Here is a 15,729-nt window from a genome sequence, read left to right on the forward strand (position 1 = left end):
CGTCTGTTGCAACGTGCACCGGTTATGGCAGGAGTTTTTTCAGATCCTCCAGCGCAACCGGTCGACTGTGCAGATAACCCTGATACAAATGGCAGCCCAGACCTTGCAGGAACGCCAGTTGTTCGGGGGTTTCCACGCCCTCGGCAATAACTTCCAGCTCCAGGCTGCGCGCCATGGCAACAATCGCGCGGATGATCTCGGCATCGTTCGGGTCGGTCGTTGCATCGCGGATAAACGACTGATCGATTTTCAGCGTGTCTAGCGGCAGGCGCTTGAGGTAGGTCAGTGACGAATAACCGGTGCCGAAGTCGTCCATGGCGAAACTCACGCCGAGCTTTTTCAACCGGCGCATTTTGCTGATGGTGTCTTCCAGGTTCTGGATGACGATGCCTTCGGTGATTTCCAGTTTCAGCAGCGAGCAGGGCAGGCCATGGCTGCTCATGCTGTGTTCGACGCGCTCGACAAAGTCGTTCTGGCGGAACTGGCGCGGACTGATGTTGACGCACAGGCTGAAGTTCAGCGGGTCGACCAGTTTCAGCGCGATCAGTTGTTTGAAGGCATTGCAGGCCTCGTCGAGGATCCAGGTGCCGACTTCGAGAATCAGGCCGCTGTCTTCCAGCACCTTGATGAACTCGGTAGGCGACTGCGCGCCCAGTTCCGGGTGATTCCAGCGCACCAGGGCTTCGGCGCCGATGATGCGGTTGTCGCGGGCATCGACCTGCGGTTGAAAGTGCACATTGAATTCCCCGCGCGACAGCGCCAGGCGCAAGTCGGTCTCCATGCGCAGCCGCTCGCTGGCGGCTTTCTGCATGGTGTTGTGATACATCTGCGTGGTGTTACGCCCGGAATCCTTGGCCCGGTACAGGGCAATATCGGCGCGTTTGAGCAGGTCGGTCGGCGTCGAGCCGTGATCGGGGATCAGCGCCACGCCGATACTTGGGGTCACTTGCAGGCGCTGGCCGTCGAGGAACATCGGTTCCGAGAGCAGTTCGCGCAGGGTGTCGGCCAGATTGCGCACTTGCGCGCTGACTTCATTGCGCGAGCCTTCGAGGCCGCTGAGCAGTACGACAAACTCATCGCCGCCGAGGCGCGCGACCGTGTCTTCCATGCGCACGCTGGCTTCGAGCCGCGCGGTAATGATCTTCAGCACGGTGTCGCCGACCGGATGGCCTAGGGAATCGTTGATGTGCTTGAAGTGATCGAGATCGAGGAAAAGTAGCGCGCCACGCAAATTGTGGCGCTTGAGCAAGGCGATCTGCTGGCTCAGGCGATCCATCAGCAAGGCGCGGTTGGGCAGGTTGGTCAGCGGGTCGTGATAGGCCAGATGACGAATTTGCGCTTCGGCGTTTTTCAGCAGGCTGACGTCCCGCGCGGTCAGCAGCAGGCAAGCAGTTTCATTGAGGGTGATCGGCTCGACCGAGACTTCCACGGTCAGCATCTCCCCGCGTTTGTTGCGCCCGAGCATTTCCTGATGGTGCACGCGGCCCTTGATCTGCAATTCGGCGAGTAATGCCGAGCGCTGTTTTTCCTCAGCCCAAATCCCCACCTGATAAACCGTTTTACCCACGACTTCTTCTGCGCGGTAGCCAGTGAGACGGCAGAAACCGTCGTTGACCTCCAGATAACGTCCGGTGTCGCGCTCGGTGATGGTGATCGCGTCGGGGCTGGAGTGGAACGCCTTGGCGAACTTTTCCTCGCTGGCTTTGAGCGCCGCTTCCGAGCGCTGCTGCTGGGTGATGTCGCGCAGGGTGGTGACGATGCATGGCTGGTCGCCGACGCTGATCTGCCGACTGGAAATCACGCAGGTCAGCGACTGCCCGTCCTTGTGCTGGACGATGATCGCGACATTGCTCAAACCCTGTTCGCGGATGACCCGTTCAATGCGTTGCAGGCTTTTTGCCGAGGCGTCCCACAGGCCGATTTCTTCGGCGGTGTGGCCGATGACGTCGGGGGCGCTCCAGCCAAAGGTCTGAGTAAAGCTGTTATTGATTTCGATGAACTCGCCACTGTCCTGGCGGGTGACGCAGATCGGGTCGGGGCTGACCTGGAACAGCGTGGCGAATTTCTCTTCCGAGGCCACCAGCCGCTGTTCACGTTCGACCTGATCGGTGATGTCGAGCAACGTGCCGGCCATGCGCAGTGGCGCGCCGTTGTCGTCACGGTAGAGGCGGGCACGGCTTTCCAGATAGCGCGAGCTGCCGTCGGGCAGTTGCACGCGATAGGTCAGCTGATAATTGCCCGCCGGGCCTTCGCGCAGGCTGCGGTAGGCGTCGCGCATGCTGTCGCGCTCTTCGCCGGGCACGCCCTCGAAAAACTCATCGAACGACTCGTGAAACGGTTTCGGTTCCAGGCCGTGCAGTTGCGCGGCCCGCGCCGAGCCGTAGAGCATGCCGCTGGGAATATGCCAGTCCCAGGTGCCGAGCTGCGCCGAGTCCAGTGCGAGATCGAGGCGTTCCTGGCTGTCCTTCAAGGCGTGTTCGGCGGCTTTGCGCTCGGTAGTGTCGAGGAAGGTGCTGAGCAGATACGGCTGACCTTCAAGTTCGACTTTCTGCGCACTGAGAATGCCGTCGTGAATTTGCCCATTGCTGGCGCGAAATTGCACCTCCATGCTGATCAATTCGCCCTTGGTGTTGGTCTTCTTGACCAGTTCTGCGCGCTGCTCGGGGTGCACCCACAAGCCCAGCTCTAGCGTGGTACGACCGATGGCGCTTTGTACCGGCCAGCCAAACAGGCTTTCGAAATACTGGTTGGCTTCGCTGATCAGGCCGTCTTCCTGGCGGGTCAGCAGGACCATGTTCGGGCACAGGTGGAAAAGTGTCGCGAAACGTTTCTCCGAACTGCTCAGGGCCTGTTCGCGTTGTCTCTGGTGGGTGATTTCACGAATCACCCCGATCATTCGGGGGCGGCCGTGTTTATCCGGCAGCAAGCTGCCGCTGATCTCCAGCCAGTGCAGGCTGCCGTCGGGCCAGCGGATGCGGTGGTGCATCGCCTGTTCCAGCGGCGCCCCGGCAATCACCGCGTGGAAGGCGCGGACGGTTTTCGCGCGGTCTTCCGGCGGCAGCAGATCGAGGTATTCCAGATCTTCGGGCAGCGGTTGCCGAGGATCGAAGCCGAACAATGCCTGGGTGCCACGCGACCAACTGATCTGCCCGCGCTCGATGTCCCAATACCAGGCGCCGAGCCGCGCGCCGTTGAGCGCCGCCAGCAATTGCGGCGCACTCTCCCAGCTCTGCTCGGAATGTCGCGGGTCAATCGCCTGAATACGCGGCATCGGCGGAATTCGGTCAACAGATTTCGGCATTGTGGACAGGCCTTGAGCTGATGGTGGCGTTAGGCACAGGGGTAGCGGCTCTATAGGAGTAGCACAAGTTGGCCTTAAGTCCCTGGCAGATCGATTTGTGCATCCAGCAAGGCCATAAATGCTCTTGCCGCATTCGATAGCGTCCGTTCAGTGTGCAGGATATAGCCTAGCTGGCGACTGAGCTGTATGCCCGGCAATACGATGCTTGCCACCTGTTCGTCGAGCATGGTGCGTGGCAGAACGCTCCAGGCCAGACCGATGGAGACCATCATCTTGATGGTTTCCAGGTAATTGGTGCTCATGGCGATGTTCGGCGTCAGTCCCTGGGCCTCGAACAGGCGTTGGACAATATGGTGGGTAAAGGTGTTGCCGCCGGGGAAAACTGCCGGATGACCGGCAATGTCCGCCAGACTGACGGCTCCGTTATTGATCAGCGAATGCTCGGGCGCGACCACGAAATCCAGCGGGTCGTCCCACACTGGCTTGGCTTTGACCAGTGCGTGAGGCTCCGGCGCCAGGGTAATGACCGCCAATTCGGCGCGGCCGTGGAGTATTTCTTCGTAGGCCACTTCCGAATCGAGGAACTGTATATCCAGCGCCACCCGTGGGTAACGGCGGGTGAACTCCCTTAAAAGTGGCGGCAAACGGTGCAAGCCGATGTGGTGACTGGTGGCCAGGGTCAGGCGCCCACTGACTTCACCGGTGAGGTTGGTCAGCGCGCGGCGGGTGTCATCCAGCACGTTGAGTATCTGGTAAGCCCGTGGCAACAAGGCGCGACCCGCTTCGGTCAGGCCGACTTCACGGCCCAGCCGATCGAACAGGCGCACCTTCAATTGCTGTTCCAGCCCGGCGATGCGTTTGCTGATCGCCGGCTGCGTCAGGTGCAGCCGTTCGCCGGCGCCGGAGAAGCTGCCGGTCTCGGCAATCGCGATAAACGCGTTGAGGTTGGCCAGATCCATCGTCGTATTCCAGTTGGTTATCCAAAGCATAAAAAATATGAATTTGAGTTATTTAATCTAACCCCATAGGATCGGCCTCACAAGCCAAAGGGTTATTGATAAGCCCAGGGCATAGAAACAAGCTGATGAGGAACCGTCTGATGGCCGGCAAAACGCTCTACGACAAGCTCTGGGATTCGCATTTGGTCAAGCAGCGCGACGATGGCTCGGCGCTGATCTATATCGATCGTCACATCATTCACGAAGTGACCTCGCCGCAAGCCTTCGAAGGCCTGCGTCTGGCCGGGCGCAAGCCTTGGCGCATCGATGCCAACATCGCGACCCCGGACCACAACGTACCGACCACCCCGGAGCGCAAGGGCGGCATTGAAGCCATTGCCGATCAGGTCTCGCGTTTGCAGGTTCAGACCCTCGATGACAACTGTGATGAATACGGCATCGTCGAATTCAAGATGAACGACGTGCGCCAAGGCATCGTCCACGTGATCAGCCCGGAGCAGGGCGCAACCTTGCCGGGGATGACCGTGGTCTGCGGCGACTCGCACACCTCGACCCACGGCGCCTTCGGCGCTCTGGCTCACGGTATCGGCACTTCCGAGGTCGAGCACGTGCTCGCCACCCAGTGCCTGGTCGCGAAGAAAATGAAAAACATGCTGGTGCGCGTTGAAGGGCAACTGCCGTTCGGCGTGACCGCCAAGGACATCGTCCTCGCGGTGATCGGCAAGATCGGCACCGCCGGCGGCAATGGCCACGCCATCGAGTTCGCTGGCAGCGCGATCCGCGACTTGTCCGTCGAAGGCCGCATGACCATCTGCAACATGTCCATCGAAGCCGGCGCCCGCGTTGGCCTGGTGGCAGCGGATCAGAAGACCGTCGACTATGTGAAGGGCCGTCCATTCGCCCCGAAAGGCGCGGAATGGGACATGGCCGTCGAAGCCTGGAAAGACCTGGTCTCCGACGCTGACGCCAAGTTCGACACCGTGGTTGAGCTCGACGCTGCGCAGATCAAGCCGCAAGTCAGCTGGGGTACTTCCCCGGAAATGGTTCTGGCCGTTGATCAGAACGTGCCGGACCCGGCCAAAGAAATGGACCTGGTCAAGCGCGACTCGATCGTCCGTGCCTTGAAATACATGGGTTTGACCGCCAATCAGGCGATCACCGACATTCAATTGGATCGCGTGTTCATCGGTTCCTGCACCAACTCGCGGATCGAAGACTTGCGCGCTGCTGCCGTCATTGCCAAGGGCCGCAAAGTCGCTTCGACCATCAAGCAAGCGATCGTGGTGCCGGGCTCGGGTCTGGTCAAGGCTCAGGCAGAAGCCGAAGGTCTCGACAAGATTTTCCTCGAAGCCGGTTTCGAATGGCGTGAGCCGGGTTGCTCGATGTGCCTGGCGATGAACCCGGACCGTTTGGAGTCCGGCGAGCATTGCGCCTCGACCTCCAACCGTAACTTCGAAGGCCGTCAGGGCGCCGGTGGCCGTACCCACCTCGTCAGCCCGGCCATGGCGGCGGCGGCAGCGGTGAACGGTCGTTTCATCGACGTTCGTGAATTGATTTAAAGGAGCGCAGCATGAAAGCTTTTACTCAGCACACTGGTCTTGTCGCGCCTTTGGATCGTGCCAACGTCGACACCGATCAGATCATTCCAAAGCAGTTCTTGAAGTCGATCAAGCGCACCGGTTTCGGTCCGAATCTGTTCGACGAGTGGCGTTACCTGGATGTCGGGCAACCGTATCAGGACAATTCCAAGCGTCCGCTGAACAAGGACTTCGTCCTCAACGCCGAGCGTTATCAAGGCGCCAGCGTCTTGCTCGCTCGCGAGAACTTCGGTTGCGGCTCCAGCCGTGAACACGCGCCGTGGGCGCTGGAAGAATACGGTTTCCGCAGCATCATCGCGCCGAGCTACGCCGACATTTTCTTCAACAACAGCTTCAAGAACGGCTTGCTGCCAATCATCTTGAGCGATGCTGAAGTGGATGAATTGTTTAAGCAGGTTGAGGCCGAGCCGGGCTATCAATTGCAGGTCGATCTGCAAGCGCAGACTGTGACGCGTCCGGATGGCAAGGTGTATAGCTTTGAAATCGATGCGTTCCGCAAGCATTGCTTGTTGAACGGTCTGGACGATATCGGTTTGACCTTGCAGGACGGTGATGCGATTGCGACGTTTGAGGCCAAGCATCGTGTGAGCCAGCCGTGGTTGTTCCGCGACGCGTAAGCAAGTTTTGAATTGATGCAGTTCAGGCTGGCCTCTTCGCGAGCAAGTTCGCTCCCACAGGGAATGCATTTCAAGTGTGGGAGCGAGCTTGCTCGCGAAGACGGCAGCTCGAACAACACAAATATCAGGATGTGACCATGACCAGCACCGCCCAGCACACTCAGGTCGTACAAAAGCAATTCGGTGAGCAGGCCGCCGCCTACCTGAGCAGCGCTGTTCACGCGCAGGGCAGCGAATTCGCACTGCTACAGGCTGAGCTGGCCGGGCAGGGCAACGCCCGGGTACTGGATTTGGGGTGCGGCGCCGGTCACGTCAGTTTCCACGTCGCACCGCTGGTCGCGGAAGTGGTCGCCTACGACCTGTCGCAGCAAATGCTCGACGTGGTCGCCGCCGCTGCCGTTGATCGGGGGATGAGCAACATTGCCACGGTCAACGGCGCCGCCGAGCGTCTGCCGTTTGCCGATGGCGAGTTCGACTTCGTGTTCAGCCGTTATTCGGCGCATCACTGGAGCGATCTCGGCGTGGCCCTGCGTGAAGTGCGCCGGGTGCTGAAGCCGGGCGGTGTGGCGGCGTTCGTTGACGTGTTGTCACCGGGCAGCCCATTGTTCGACACTTACCTGCAAAGCGTCGAAGTGCTGCGCGACACCAGCCACGTGCGCGATTATTCCGCCGCCGAATGGCTGCGTCAGGTCAGCGAGGCCGGTTTGCACGTGCGCAGCACCACCCGTCAGCGCCTGCGTCTGGAATACACCAGTTGGGTTGAACGCATGCGCACACCGGAAGTGATGCGCGCCGCGATCCGCCAGTTGCAGCAGTCGATGGGCCACGAAGTGCGCGAATATTTCGAGATTGATGCCGACGGCTCGTTCAGTACAGATGTCATCGTGCTGATGGCCGAGCGATAAGAATTTTTCCGGGCGCGTCTAATATGGCGCACCGACTGAAGACACGAGGAAAGCATGAGCAAGCAGATTCTGATTCTCCCAGGTGACGGTATTGGTCCGGAAATCATGGCCGAAGCGGTCAAGGTTCTTACACTTGCCAACGACAAGTACAGCCTGGGTTTCGAGCTGAGTCATGACGTGATCGGTGGCGCCGCCATCGACAAGCACGGCGTGCCGCTGGCCGACGAAACCCTCGACCGCGCTCGTGCTGCCGATGCTGTGCTGCTGGGCGCTGTGGGTGGTCCGAAATGGGACACCATCGAGCGTGACATCCGCCCTGAGCGTGGTCTGCTGAAAATCCGTGCGCAACTGGGCCTGTTCGGCAACCTGCGTCCGGCGATCCTGTACCCGCAACTGGCCGACGCTTCGAGCCTTAAGCCGGAAATCGTCGCTGGTCTGGACATCCTGATCGTCCGTGAGCTGACCGGCGGCATCTACTTCGGCGCGCCGCGCGGCACCCGCACTCTGGATAACGGCGAGCGTCAGTCCTACGACACGCTGCCTTACAGCGAAAGCGAAATCCGCCGCATCGCCCGCGTCGGTTTCGACATGGCCATGGTTCGCGGCAAGAAACTCTGCTCGGTGGACAAAGCCAACGTGCTGGCGTCCAGCCAACTGTGGCGTGAAATTGTTGAAGAAGTAGCGAAAGACTATCCAGAAGTCGAACTCAGCCACATGTACGTCGACAACGCCGCGATGCAACTGGTGCGCGCGCCGAAGCAGTTCGACGTGATCGTCACCGACAACATGTTCGGCGACATTCTGTCCGACGAAGCGTCGATGCTCACCGGTTCCATCGGCATGCTGCCGTCGGCCTCGCTGGATTCCAACAACAAGGGCATGTACGAGCCTTGCCACGGTTCCGCTCCGGACATCGCCGGTAAAGGCATTGCCAACCCGCTGGCAACCATTTTGTCGGTGTCGATGATGCTGCGTTACAGCTTCAATCTGCATGACGCGGCTGATGCCATCGAGAAAGCCGTCAGCGTCGTGCTGGATCAAGGCCTGCGCACTGGCGACATCTATTCGGCCGGTTGCAGCAAAGTCGGTACGCAGGAAATGGGCGACGCAGTAGTCGCCGCGCTGCGGAATCTGTAATCTCTCGGGCCCGCTGCGAAATTCAATACAAAGCAGCGGCCCACTTTTCAAGAAGGTGTAGTTGCGATGAAACGTGTAGGTCTGATCGGTTGGCGCGGGATGGTCGGTTCCGTGCTCATGCAGCGGATGCTGGAAGAGCAGGATTTCGATCTAATCGAGCCGGTGTTTTTCACCACGTCCAACGTCGGTGGCCAAGGCCCGTCCGTGGGCAAGGACATTGCTCCGCTCAAGGATGCTTACAGCATTGATGAGCTGAAGACCCTCGACGTGATTCTGACCTGCCAGGGCGGCGACTACACCAGCGAAGTGTTCCCGAAACTGCGCGAAGCCGGCTGGCAGGGTTACTGGATCGACGCGGCCTCGAGCCTGCGCATGAACGATGACGCGGTGATCATTCTCGATCCCGTCAACCGCAAGGTCATCGACCAGCAGCTCGACGCGGGCACCAAGAACTACATCGGCGGCAACTGCACCGTCAGCCTGATGCTGATGGGCCTGGGCGGTCTGTTCGAAGCCGGTCTGGTCGAGTGGATGAGCGCCATGACCTATCAGGCGGCCTCCGGTGCCGGCGCGCAGAACATGCGTGAACTGATCAAGCAAATGGGCGCAACCCACGCCGCTGTCGCCGATCAACTGGCCGATCCTGCCAGCGCGATCCTCGACATCGACCGTCGCGTAGCGGATGCCATGCGCAGCGAAGCGTACCCGACCGAAAACTTCGGTGTGCCGCTGGCCGGCAGCCTGATCCCGTGGATCGACAAGGAACTGCCGAACGGCCAGAGCCGCGAAGAGTGGAAAGCTCAGGCCGAGACCAACAAGATTCTCGGTCGCTTCAAGAGCCCGATCCCGGTCGACGGCATCTGCGTGCGCATCGGCGCCATGCGCTGCCACAGCCAGGCGCTGACCATCAAGCTGAACAAAGACGTACCGATCGCCGATATCGAAGGGCTGATCAGCCAGCACAACCCTTGGGTCAAGCTGGTCCCGAACCAGCGCGAAATCAGCATGCAGGAGCTGAGTCCGACCAAGGTCACCGGCACCCTGAATGTTCCGGTGGGTCGTCTGCGCAAGCTGAACATGGGTTCGCAATTCGTCGGTGCTTTCACCGTCGGCGACCAACTGCTGTGGGGTGCGGCCGAACCGCTGCGTCGCATGCTGCGGATTTTGCTTGAGCGTTGATCGTTTGCGGCAATGAAAGAGCCCGTGCCTTGTGAGAGGTGCGGGTTTTTTTATGCCTTGGATTTCTCGGTTGCCTAGTCTGGCCCCTTCGCGAGCAGGCTCGCTCCCACAGGGGGAATGCATTTCAAATGTGGGAGCGAGCCTGCTCGCGAAGAGGCCGGTCCAGACACCGCAAATCCCGGCAGAAATTGCCTGTGCGCCAGTCACCCGGTAAAGTGCCGCTCCCCCCGTTTCGCCAGAGGCTCGCACCATGACCCAGACCCTAGATATTGCCGTGATCGGCGCCACCGGTACTGTCGGCGAAACCCTCGTACAGATTCTCGAAGAGCGCAGCTTCCCGGTCGGCACCCTGCACCTGCTGGCGAGCAGCGAATCCGCCGGCAGCTCGGTGCTGTACCGCAACAAGAACGTGCGCGTTCGCGAAGTCGACGAGTTCGATTTCAGCAAGGTCAAACTGGTGTTCTTCGCCGCCGGCCCGGCCATTACCCTGAGTTACGCCGCCCGTGCCCACGCTGCCGGCTGCTCGCTGATCGACCTGTCCGGCGCCTTGCCGGCCGATCAAGCGCCGCAAGTGGTACCGGAAGCCAACGCCGAAGTGCTCGCTGGTTTGAAAGCACCGTTCCAGGTCAGCAGCCCGAGCCCGTCGGCTACTTCGCTGGCCGTGGTACTGGCGCCGCTGCTCGATCTCATTGACCTGCAATACGTCAATGTCACCGCCAATCTGGCCGTTTCCGCCCAGGGTCGCGAAGCCGTTTCCGAGCTGGCGCGGCAGACCGCCGAGCTGTTGAACATGCGCCCGCTGGAGCCGACTTTCTTTGATCGGCAGATGGCGTTCAACTTGCTGGCTCAGGTCGGCACGCCCGACGCGCAGGGCCATACGCTGCTGGAAAAACGTCTGGTGCGCGAGTTGCGTCAGGTGCTGGCCAAGCCTTTATTAAAGATTTCCGCAACTTGCGTTCAAGCCCCGGTGTTTTTTGGCGATAGCTTTAGCGTGACCTTGCAGTCAACGTCGGCTGTCGACCTGGCGAAAGTCAACGCTGCACTCGAAGATGCGCCGGGTATCGAGCTGGTCGAAGCCGGTGATTACCCGACTGCAGTCGGTGACGCGGTAGGGCAGGATGTTGTCTATGTCGGTCGCGTGCGCAGTGGTGTCGACGACCCGGCGGAACTAAATCTGTGGCTGACGTCAGATAACGTACGCAAAGGCGCGGCCCTTAACGCTGTGCAGGTGGCTGAATTGTTGATAAAAGACCTGCTGTAAAAGATACTTGGCAACAATTTGTCGACTGATTCTAGGTGAGCGCTATGCTTGCCCAGATTGATCGATAACGTGTCACCCTCCGGGACATTCCGGGGCATCAAAGAAATGATCGCGCGCGACATCTGTCGTCGTCGCGCGCAATGCCTTACGGCAGCGGTATTCAACATCTTCTCGCTGGCCGAGGAACGTTCAAACAAAGGATGAGGCTATGGTTCAAGTTCGCAAACTGGTGTTAGCAATAGCGGCCGCCTCGGCGCTGTCCTCCGGTATGGCGCATGCCCTCGGGCTCGGGGAGCTGACCCTGAAGTCGACCCTGAACCAGCCGCTGGTGGCTGAAATCGAGCTGCTCGACGTCAAGGATCTCACCGCTGCCGAAGTGGTGCCGAGCCTGGCTTCACCTGAAGATTTTGCCAAGGCCGGCGTCGATCGCCAGGCCTTCCTCAATGACCTGACTTTCACTCCGGTGCTCAACGCCAGCGGCAAAAGCGTGCTGCGCGTGACGTCGAGCAAGCCGCTGTCGGAACCGATGGTGAAATTCCTCGTGCAGGTGATGTGGCCGAACGGCCGTCTGCTGCGCGACTACAGTGTGCTGCTCGATCCGTCGAAGTTCTCGCCGCAGACCGCTGACGCCGCCGCGCAACCGGCGCCGTCGCAGACCGTTGCTGCGCCGACTACTGGCGCCACGCACCCGACGCAGTACACCACCACGCCGCGCGATACCCTGTGGGAAATCGCCGCGAAGGCGCGTACCGGCGGTTCGGTGCAGCAGACCATGCTGGCCATTCAAGCGCTGAACCCGGATGCGTTCATCGGCGGCAACATCAACCGCCTGAAAACCGGTCAAGTGCTGCGCCTGCCGGATTCGGTGCAAAGCACTGCGTTGCCACAATCGAAAGCGATTGCCGAAGTGGCGGCGCAGAACGAAGCCTGGCGTCAGGGCCGTCGTTATGTGGCCAAACCGGGCACTGGTCAGCAGCAGCTCGATGCGACCAACCGTGGTCGCGGCAATACCGCTGGTGCACAGAATGCCCAAGACAATCTGAGTCTGGTCTCCGCTGAAAGCGCCAAGGCGCGCGGCAAGGGCCCGGCGGGTGACGCCAAGGCGCTGAGCAACAAGCTCGCGGTCACTCAGGAAAGCCTCGACACGACCCGTCGTGACAATGAGGAACTGAAAAGCCGCGTGTCCGATCTGCAAAGCCAGATGGACAAGCTGCAAAAACTGATCGAGCTGAAAAACAATCAGCTGGCGAAACTGCAGGCCGAAGGGGCGGGCGCTGCGCCAGCCGCAAACGCTGCTGCACCGACGGTGCCTGCAATCACGGCTGAACTGGCTGCCACCCCGCCGGCCACCCCGGCAGAAGCGGCGCCGACGCCAGAGTCCGCGATTGCACCACCGGCTGAAACGCCAGTTGAGCCAGTGGTCGCACCGAAGCCGCCTGTCGATGAAGAGAAAACCTTCAACGATCTGCTGACCAACCCGATTCTGCTGGGGCTGATCGGTGGTGGCGCAGTCGTTCTGCTGCTCCTGCTGTTGCTGCTGGCGCGTCGCCGCAAAGCTCAGCAGGAAGCCGAGAAACATCTGCGCATGGCCCGTGCCTTGTCGGAAGAGCAAGAGTTCTCCGCCGAGCAGGATCTGCCGGAAAGCAGCTTCGAAGGTCTGGAAACTCCTGCGGCGAGCGTCAAGCTCAACACTCCGGCACCTGCTCCGGCCCCCGTAGTGGCTCCGGTAGTCGCCCCGATAGTGATGGCCGAACCGATTGCTGCGCCACTGGTGGCGCCGGCCGCCGAACGTTCGGACGACGTGCTCGACAAGGCGCAATCGCACATCAACGCCGGTCGCCTGAATCAGGCAGCCGCGCTGCTCGAAGAGGGCGTCAGCCTGGAGCCGCAGCGCAGTGACCTGCGTCTGAAGCTGATGGAAGTTTACGGTCAGCAGGGCGACCGCGATGCCTTCGTCGGTCAGGAGCGTCAACTGGTGGCCAATGGCGACAACTTCGCCAAGGTCGAAGAGCTGAAAAGCCGCTTCCCGGCCATGGCCGTCGTTGCTGCCAGTGGTCTGGCCGCTGCCGCCGTGGCTGCCGAACTGGACGCGCAATACGTCAAGGATCTGCTGCTGGATGAGCCAGAAGCACCTGCGCCAGCGCCAGTGGAAGACGACCTCGACAGCGCGTTTGATCTGAGCCTGGACGATCTCGACAACATCACGCCGGTAGAGCCTGCGCCGGTGGTTGAGCCTGAAGCACCGGTCGAGCTGGACGAATTTCCGGCGGACGACGACCTGAGCTTTGAGTCGGTGCTGCAACAGCAGACCGATATCAAAGAGAACCTGGATGATCTGTCGGACTTCGACCTCGATCTGGACCTCGGTGCCGAGCCGGCGGCTCCTGCGGTTGATCTGGCGGACGATGACTTCCTGCTGGATCTGGACGAAGGCGTGAAGGATCTGCCGCCGGTCGAGGCGCCGGTGGTGGCCGATGTGCCGCAGGATGATCTGGAGCTGCCGGCCGATTTCGATCTGTCGCTGGCCGATGAAATGGACAGCAACCCAGCGGCCGAGCCTGATGCGTTCGCTGCTGAACTGGACGACGTCAACGCCGAGCTGGATCGTCTGTCGCAAAGCATTGCAGAGCCGACCTTCACTGAAGCCGATGCAATGAAGGGTGATGATCTTGGCGAGGATGATTTCGACTTCCTCGCTGGCACCGATGAAGCGGCGACCAAGCTCGATCTGGCTCAGGCCTACATCGACATGGGCGACAGCGACGGTGCGCGCGACATCCTCAACGAAGTGTTGACCGAGGGTGACGAGAAGCAGCGTGGCGAGGCCAAGGACATGCTCTCGAGCCTGTAGTAAGTCCAGCGGTAAACGAAAACGGCAGCCCGGTGAGGCTGCCGTTTTTGTTTCGGTTGGATTATGGGTTGTCTGATTTGCCGTCTTCGCGAGCAGGCTCGCTCCCACCTTTGAAATGCATTCCCCTGTGGGAGCGAGCCTGCTCGCGAAGAGGGCGGCACTGCTGATAGAGAACTCTGGTATCCCTGAACCGCCGCCTTATAATGCCCGCCTTTGCACAAACAGCAGGCTGTCCCACCTTGGCAAACATAGATAACCCGGTCGCCGAAATGGCCCCCGACGGCTTTTACCGCGTCGCGCTGGGCGTTGAGTACAAAGGCTCGCGCTACAGCGGCTGGCAGCGTCAATTGGCGGGTGTGGCGACGGTGCAGGAAGAACTCGAAAAAGCCCTGTCGAAAGTCGCCAATTCGCCGGTTTCGCTACAGTGCGCTGGTCGCACCGACGCGGGCGTGCATGCTTGCGGACAAGTGGTGCATTTCGATACGACGGTCGATCGTTCACTGAAAGCCTGGGTCATGGGCGCCAATATCAATCTGCCCCATGACATCAGCGTCAGTTGGGCGCGGGTGATGCCGGCGCATTTTCACGCGCGGTTCAAAGCTATCGCGCGGCGTTATCGCTATGTGATCTACAACGATCAGATTCGCCCGGCGCATCTCAACGAAGAAATCACCTGGAACCACCGTCCGCTGGACGTCGAGCGCATGGCCGAGGCCGCGCAGTACCTGATTGGCACCCACGATTTCAGTGCGTTCCGCGCCGGCCAGTGCCAAGCCAAGTCGCCGATCAAAAAAATGCATCACCTGCGCGTGACCCGTCACGGCAAGATGATCGTGCTCGATATACGCGCCAACGCGTTCCTGCATCACATGGTGCGCAATATCGCCGGCGTGCTGATGACCATTGGTGCCGGTGAGCGCCCGGTGGAGTGGATGAAGGAAGTGCTGGAAAGCCGCGAGCGCCGTTCCGGTGGCGTTACGGCGCATCCGTACGGTCTGTATCTGGTGCAGGTCGAGTACCACGACGAATTCCCGTTGCCCGAGCGTTTTATCGGGCCACATTTCCTTACGGGTTTCTCCGAACTTGACGGCTGACGCCCTCGAACGCTTTTGTTACCATCCGGGACTTTCCCGGATTTTGCCTCGGAGTTTTTCTCGATATGTCAGCCGTTCGCAGCAAGATCTGCGGGATTACCCGCATAGAAGATGCGCTGGCCGCCGTTGAGGCCGGGGCAGATGCGATCGGGTTCGTGTTCTATGCCAAGAGTCCGCGTGCGGTCACCGTGCAGCAGGCGCGGGCGATTATTCAGGCATTGCCGCCGTTCGTGACCACCGTTGGCCTGTTCGTCAACGCCAGTCGCTGCGAGTTGGGGGAAATCCTCGATGCCGTGCCGCTGGATCTGTTGCAGTTCCATGGCGATGAAGCCGCTGAAGATTGTGAAGGCTGGCATCGTCCGTATATCAAGGCGTTGCGGGTCAAGGCCGGTGATGACATAGCGGCTGCCGTTGACGCTTATCCCGGCGCCAGCGGTGTTCTGCTCGATACCTACGTTGAAGGCGTGCCCGGCGGAACCGGTGAGGCGTTCGACTGGTCTTTGATTCCGCAGGGGTTGAGCAAGCCATTGATTCTGGCGGGTGGTTTAACCCCAGAGAACGTCGCAGAGGCCGTGGCTCGGGTAAAACCCTACGCGGTGGATGTCAGCGGCGGGGTAGAGGCGAGCAAAGGCATCAAGGATCACGCAAAGGTTCGGGCGTTCATCAACGCGGTACGCAAAGCGCCATATTGATGTGACGGCTGGCAGTCTGCCGCCGTCCATCAATGCACTTGCACAAAGCAGGCGCGGCTGAGGGTTTCTGGATCGCACGCAGGTCATGTTTCGCGCTGACCGTGGCTGTCCACCAACCATCGCCACACACATGAA

General features: G+C 60.5%; 11 protein-coding genes. 9 read left to right on the top strand and 2 right to left on the bottom strand.

The annotated features are described in order from the left end of the window. Window positions 1-22 precede the first annotated feature (22 nt). A complete protein-coding gene (locus tag PspR84_RS10135; protein ID WP_160057143.1) occupies window positions 23-3,301 on the bottom strand; it encodes a bifunctional diguanylate cyclase/phosphodiesterase in 3,279 nt (1,092 codons plus the stop codon). 74 nt (window positions 3,302-3,375) lie between these two features. Beyond that, window positions 3,376-4,260, bottom strand: coding sequence for a LysR family transcriptional regulator (locus PspR84_RS10140; protein ID WP_160057144.1), 885 nt, complete (start codon window positions 4,258-4,260; stop codon window positions 3,376-3,378). Between the two features lie 140 nt (window positions 4,261-4,400). On the opposite strand from PspR84_RS10140, the gene leuC reads away from it, so the two are divergent. From leuC to PspR84_RS10185, 9 genes are all read left to right on the top strand, one after another. After that, window positions 4,401-5,819, top strand: a complete 1,419-nt coding sequence (gene leuC / locus PspR84_RS10145) for a 3-isopropylmalate dehydratase large subunit (RefSeq protein WP_016984527.1) — start codon at window positions 4,401-4,403, stop codon at window positions 5,817-5,819. Between the two features lie 11 nt (window positions 5,820-5,830). Further along, a complete protein-coding gene (gene leuD, locus PspR84_RS10150) occupies window positions 5,831-6,475 on the top strand; it encodes a 3-isopropylmalate dehydratase small subunit (protein WP_007913445.1) in 645 nt (214 codons plus the stop codon). A gap of 137 nt (window positions 6,476-6,612) precedes the next feature. Beyond that, window positions 6,613-7,380: a class I SAM-dependent methyltransferase gene (locus PspR84_RS10155; RefSeq protein ID WP_160057145.1), complete on the top strand. Its 768-nt coding sequence runs from the start codon at window positions 6,613-6,615 to the stop codon at window positions 7,378-7,380. Window positions 7,381-7,434: 54 nt separating this feature from the next. Continuing rightward, window positions 7,435-8,517, top strand: coding sequence for a 3-isopropylmalate dehydrogenase (leuB, locus tag PspR84_RS10160; protein ID WP_160057146.1), 1,083 nt, complete (start codon window positions 7,435-7,437; stop codon window positions 8,515-8,517). Between the two features lie 66 nt (window positions 8,518-8,583). Further along, window positions 8,584-9,696 (top strand): aspartate-semialdehyde dehydrogenase, encoded by a 1,113-nt coding sequence (asd, locus tag PspR84_RS10165; protein ID WP_007913448.1) that lies wholly within the window; start codon window positions 8,584-8,586, stop codon window positions 9,694-9,696. Between the two features lie 250 nt (window positions 9,697-9,946). Then, the gene (locus PspR84_RS10170; RefSeq protein ID WP_160057147.1) at window positions 9,947-10,957 is read left to right on the top strand and encodes an aspartate-semialdehyde dehydrogenase; all 1,011 of its coding nucleotides are present in this window, start codon (window positions 9,947-9,949) and stop codon (window positions 10,955-10,957) included. A gap of 208 nt (window positions 10,958-11,165) precedes the next feature. Beyond that, on the top strand, window positions 11,166-13,808 hold the full coding sequence (locus tag PspR84_RS10175) for a FimV/HubP family polar landmark protein (protein WP_160057148.1): 2,643 nt from the start codon (window positions 11,166-11,168) through the stop codon (window positions 13,806-13,808). Window positions 13,809-14,077: 269 nt separating this feature from the next. Beyond that, window positions 14,078-14,902 (top strand): tRNA pseudouridine(38-40) synthase TruA, encoded by an 825-nt coding sequence (gene truA, locus PspR84_RS10180; RefSeq protein WP_174244500.1) that lies wholly within the window; start codon window positions 14,078-14,080, stop codon window positions 14,900-14,902. Between the two features lie 65 nt (window positions 14,903-14,967). Beyond that, window positions 14,968-15,594: a phosphoribosylanthranilate isomerase gene (locus PspR84_RS10185; protein WP_160057150.1), complete on the top strand. Its 627-nt coding sequence runs from the start codon at window positions 14,968-14,970 to the stop codon at window positions 15,592-15,594. Window positions 15,595-15,729: the final 135 nt, after the last annotated feature.

The sequence above is a fragment of the Pseudomonas sp. R84 genome, from assembly GCF_009834515.1.
Lineage (GTDB): Bacteria > Pseudomonadota > Gammaproteobacteria > Pseudomonadales > Pseudomonadaceae > Aquipseudomonas.

What these genes read in the sequence shown, in the direction of transcription:
- leuB (WP_160057146.1), top strand. Translation starts at nt 7,435, where the DNA reads ATGAGCAAGCAGATTCTGATTCTCCCAGGTGACGGTATTGGTCCGGAA.
- PspR84_RS10140 (WP_160057144.1), bottom strand. Translation starts at nt 4,260, where the DNA reads ATGGATCTGGCCAACCTCAACGCGTTTATCGCGATTGCCGAGACCGGC.
- asd (WP_007913448.1), top strand. Translation starts at nt 8,584, where the DNA reads ATGAAACGTGTAGGTCTGATCGGTTGGCGCGGGATGGTCGGTTCCGTG.
- truA (WP_174244500.1), top strand. Translation starts at nt 14,078, where the DNA reads ATGGCCCCCGACGGCTTTTACCGCGTCGCGCTGGGCGTTGAGTACAAA.
- PspR84_RS10175 (WP_160057148.1), top strand. Translation starts at nt 11,166, where the DNA reads ATGGTTCAAGTTCGCAAACTGGTGTTAGCAATAGCGGCCGCCTCGGCG.
- PspR84_RS10135 (WP_160057143.1), bottom strand. Translation starts at nt 3,301, where the DNA reads ATGCCGAAATCTGTTGACCGAATTCCGCCGATGCCGCGTATTCAGGCG.
- PspR84_RS10155 (WP_160057145.1), top strand. Translation starts at nt 6,613, where the DNA reads ATGACCAGCACCGCCCAGCACACTCAGGTCGTACAAAAGCAATTCGGT.
- PspR84_RS10170 (WP_160057147.1), top strand. Translation starts at nt 9,947, where the DNA reads ATGACCCAGACCCTAGATATTGCCGTGATCGGCGCCACCGGTACTGTC.
- leuC (WP_016984527.1), top strand. Translation starts at nt 4,401, where the DNA reads ATGGCCGGCAAAACGCTCTACGACAAGCTCTGGGATTCGCATTTGGTC.
- PspR84_RS10185 (WP_160057150.1), top strand. Translation starts at nt 14,968, where the DNA reads ATGTCAGCCGTTCGCAGCAAGATCTGCGGGATTACCCGCATAGAAGAT.
- leuD (WP_007913445.1), top strand. Translation starts at nt 5,831, where the DNA reads ATGAAAGCTTTTACTCAGCACACTGGTCTTGTCGCGCCTTTGGATCGT.